Below are 2,973 nucleotides of genomic sequence, written 5' to 3'. Positions count from 1 at the left end.
TGATTCTGGACATACCCTCCCATGACCTCGACTTCCTGGTGGAGCGTGCCGCGTTGAACCTGGAGATTGCCAGGGCGGGCTTCGCGACGGATGAAGGCATCGGCATGCGCGCCCTGCGGGAGGGCCCTGTGGCGGAGACGGTGTTTGGCCCGGGCATGGCGAGCAAGCTGGCGCTCCACGCGGCTGCCGCCTGCGATGCACGAATGGCGGGGGTGCAACTGCCGGTTGCATCTTGCGGCGGCAGCGGGAACCTCGGCATTACGGCGAGCGTGCCGGTGATGCTTGGCGCAGAGAAACTGGGCGTGCCGCGCGAAAAAATGGCGCGCGCTCTCGCGGCAAGCGGCAGGGCGGTCCCTGCCGGAAACGGTCTCGTGGGGCCGGACCTCGAGAGGTTTATAGAGCCATTCGCAAAGCATTTCTCCAGGAGTTGTGGGAGGCCGAGCACGCCAATAGACGTGTACTTGCGCATGATGTATCTCAAGAGGCGCTATGGCCTCGGATACGAAAGGCTGTGCAAGGAAGTAGCTGACAGCATGACCTAGCGCCGATTCTGCCATATCCGTCTTGAGGACGATGTGCCCGACTTCACCACGTTGGCCAAGGTTACGAAGAAGTTCGGTGACAAGGCTCTAGAGGAACTGAACGATCTTCTCATCCACAAGGCCGTCGATGAGAGACTCATCCGTTCCCGGAAGGTGAGAGTCGATTCGACGGTGGTGCAAGCAGATATCCACCACCCTACTGATGCTAGACTTCTATCCGACGGGGTTAGGGTGCTGACCCGCATCGTCAAACAGACAAGAAGCGGTGCCGATGGCCCAGAAGGTTCAAAGCACTCTTGGCAGGTCGTTAGATGAGTTTGCCGCTGATAGAGGCTTTCACTCCAATGAGGATGAGGCTGGGCTCGAGGCGCTTGGCATAAAACATGTGGCCATTCCCAAGCCAGGAAAGTGTTCAGCCAAGAGACAGGAGATTGAGGGCGCCTCCTGGTTCAAACGTCTCAGACGCTGGCGGTCTGGAGGAGAAGCCACTATCAGCCTGCTCAAGAGAAAGTATGGTCTCAACCGGTGCCTGTTCAAGGGCTCCAACGGCACAGCAGCTTGGGTGGGGATCTCGGTATTCACCCATAACGTGGATAAGCTCGTAGCCCTGATGACATGAAGTACCAAGGGGCTGTCCAACCAGACGAAAGCCGATGCGGTTGTCAAGGTACAATTGAGGGCGCATATCTCCGCCCACGTCAACGAAGCGTTTTTCAATGGCAACTAAGTAACCTGAGACACTCCGAGATCTCGTCGCTCGTAGCAGGAACCAGATCATGCTCAAAGAGCACCTCGTTGCCGGACACCTCTTCTACGACAGTGACGTCGCCTGGGGCGGCCTCTACTACGTTGCATCCATGGCGGGCCAACCACCGTTGGTACTCATCGAACTTGCCGGGCACTCGCAGGAGGACCTCATCGCGCGTGGGCACCCACGTAGCAAGACCAGTGTGGTCGAGGCCCCACGCATTGCAGCCCCACTCATTGCCTCCGCACTCATGAAGCCAAACTCGCATGTTGCCCTCCTCCCTATCCCAGCTACCGCGATGCAGCTGAGATTCTGCCCCTGATAGCGGCATAGTTGCCTTCACATCCTTCGCTCTAGCGCAAGCACGACCGTGCCTAGTCCAAGAGGCCAACGTCAGGTCGGGCGGCCGGACGACGCGTTTCGTAGAGATATTCCGCGTTTCAGTGTAATAGCCTGCAATCTCAGAAGGAAATCTGTTCCCGGCTGGCCCGGGTCCCTCCAGGTCCCTCTTCCCACAAACGAGGCGCGCCGCAAGCGCGTAAGCGCGCCCCGGAGGGCGGCACAGGCAACCCTAGCAGCGTCAAGAAAGGACACGATAACTTATGGCGCCATACCTAGATTCTGCCAAGGTAGAATACAGCCAGTTGTGTGCGGTCGCGTAGCCCGAGCTTCTCGAGTATCACGCTGATGTAGTTGCGCACGGTGCCTTCGCTAAGATACAGCGTCTCAGCGATCTCCCGGTTGCTCAAGCCTCTTGCTACCAGTTCGATGATGTCTTTCTCTCTATCGTTGATGCCTCGGGCGGAGAGGCGGGCTGCAATAGCCTTTTGGTCTCCTTCGTCGCTCCCTATGGCTTGCAGGAGTTTGGGCAGCTTCGTGACGATTGCGTCGCCGAACACGCTCTGGCCGGTGTGGACGGCCTTTAGCGCAGGGATTATGCTCTCGAAGTCCTGTTTCAGAATGTACCCTTTCGCCCCAAGGCGCAGTGCTTGGACGATGTACTCGTCGTCCAGGAACGTCGTGAGGAAGAGTACTCGCGCGTCCGGGAACTGGCTCAGCACCTGCCTGCACGCCTCGAGGCCGGTCATGCCCTCCATGCGGATGTCCATCAGGAGCACATCGGGCTTGAGCTTGGCATACAGCGCCACAGCCTCGTGCCCGCTATAGCCGGTTCCGACGACTTCTACATCGCCATGGGCCTGTAGTATGATCTTCAAAGACTCGCATACTAGTCTGTCATCATCCACGACTAGCACCCTCACGGTGCCGCCTCCCTTCGCGGCGCGGTCCTCCTCTTTGGAACTGACACGAAGAGCCTAAACCCTCCCTGGTGCTCGACTAAGAACTGCCCGCCTAGGGCTGTGACTCGATCCTCCATGCTGCGCAAGCCGAGGCCATCGCCGGCGGCCGCGGCTCTCTCGCCCGAGGTGGCTCCGAAGCCTAAATCGGCTCCCATCTCTGAAGCAGCACCGAAGCCCAAAGCGGTTCCGGCCCCTGGCGTGGCACCGCTGGCACCGGCCCCTGAGGCTGCACCACCACGCGGCCCTAGGCCAGGCCTTGATGCGAGACCCGTGCCGTTGTCCTGCAGTACCAGTTGATAGAGGGCCGGATGCTCCAGAAGCGCCAGGGTGACTAGGGTCGCATCTGAGTGGCGGATTATGTTGTTCAGCCCCTCCTTGATGA

Annotated in this window: 6 protein-coding genes; 3 read left to right on the top strand and 3 right to left on the bottom strand. The window is 59.5% G+C overall.

Annotated features, from left to right (window positions below):
- From GX515_13285 to GX515_13275, 3 genes are all read left to right on the top strand, one after another.
- Positions 1-542: hypothetical protein (locus GX515_13285; GenBank protein ID HHY33967.1), on the top strand; the 542-nt coding region annotated here is incomplete at its 5' end.
- 33 nt (positions 543-575) lie between these two features.
- Entirely contained in the window at positions 576-857 is a 282-nt protein-coding gene (locus GX515_13280) for a hypothetical protein (GenBank protein HHY33966.1), read from the top strand.
- Positions 814-1,161 carry a hypothetical protein gene (locus GX515_13275; GenBank protein HHY33965.1) on the top strand — a complete coding sequence of 116 codons (348 nt, stop codon included), beginning with the start codon at positions 814-816 and terminating at the stop codon, positions 1,159-1,161. The genes GX515_13280 and GX515_13275 overlap by 44 nt, the downstream gene beginning before the upstream one ends.
- Before the next feature lie 94 nt (positions 1,162-1,255).
- Here GX515_13275 and GX515_13270 read toward each other — a convergent pair whose 3' ends face one another.
- From GX515_13270 to GX515_13260, 3 genes are all read right to left on the bottom strand, one after another.
- Complete coding sequence (locus GX515_13270) at positions 1,256-1,558, bottom strand: hypothetical protein (protein ID HHY33964.1); 303 nt, start codon at positions 1,556-1,558, stop codon at positions 1,256-1,258.
- 346 nt (positions 1,559-1,904) lie between these two features.
- Positions 1,905-2,552: a response regulator transcription factor gene (locus tag GX515_13265; GenBank protein ID HHY33963.1), complete on the bottom strand. Its 648-nt coding sequence runs from the start codon at positions 2,550-2,552 to the stop codon at positions 1,905-1,907.
- The coding region (locus GX515_13260) for a hypothetical protein (protein ID HHY33962.1) at positions 2,549-2,973 on the bottom strand (425 nt) is incomplete at its 5' end. The genes GX515_13260 and GX515_13265, both read right to left, overlap by 4 nt.

The organism is Bacillota bacterium (assembly GCA_012842395.1).
GTDB lineage: Bacteria > Bacillota > SHA-98 > UBA4971 > UBA4971 > UBA6256.
This window is presented reverse-complemented; position numbering and strand designations above follow the sequence as displayed.